We start from the raw sequence: 447 nt of genomic DNA, 5'->3' as shown, positions 1-447 counted from the left end.
ACTACCGGGGCTTCGCCCCAGCCCGACGAGTCGTGTCGCGGCCGCTGCGGTCCGGGGGCTCCGGCCGGTCGGGGTGATGACCCTGGTCGACGACGTCGATCGGGTGTATGAACCGTCGTAGCGGTTGGTTGGCCTACTGGCCGCCCGAACAACGCCGGACGACATCGACGCCGATTTCACCGAGCGGCTTCAGGCGTTCGTCGGCCGCGACGAAGGGTCGACGACGGAGACCGTCGTCGACCCGTTCGTCGTGACACGCCTGGTTGAGTCGCTGGGTGACCGCAACCCGGTCTACTCGTTCGCCGACACCGACGGCCTGACTGCGGACCCGGCCTGATTGCGGTCCTCGGGCGCGGGTGGGATCGGGTCGGTGGCCCCGTGGTCGGCCGCCCGTTCGAGACCGTCCCCGGGGCCCCTCGTGCCTGTGGCCCCGGGGGCGGTCGACCG

1 protein-coding gene is annotated in these 447 nt (G+C 71.6%); it reads left to right on the top strand.

Annotated elements, in window-relative coordinates:
• Window positions 1-124: 124 nt before the first annotated feature.
• Window positions 125-337 (top strand): hypothetical protein, encoded by a 213-nt coding sequence (locus tag P3H15_RS55325; RefSeq protein ID WP_276144963.1) that lies wholly within the window; start codon window positions 125-127, stop codon window positions 335-337.
• The last annotated feature ends 110 nt before the right edge of the window (window positions 338-447 follow it).

Source organism: Rhodococcus sp. T2V, assembly GCF_029269925.1.
In the GTDB taxonomy this organism is placed as follows: Bacteria; Actinomycetota; Actinomycetes; order Mycobacteriales; family Mycobacteriaceae; genus Rhodococcus_F; species Rhodococcus_F koreensis.
This window is presented reverse-complemented; position numbering and strand designations above follow the sequence as displayed.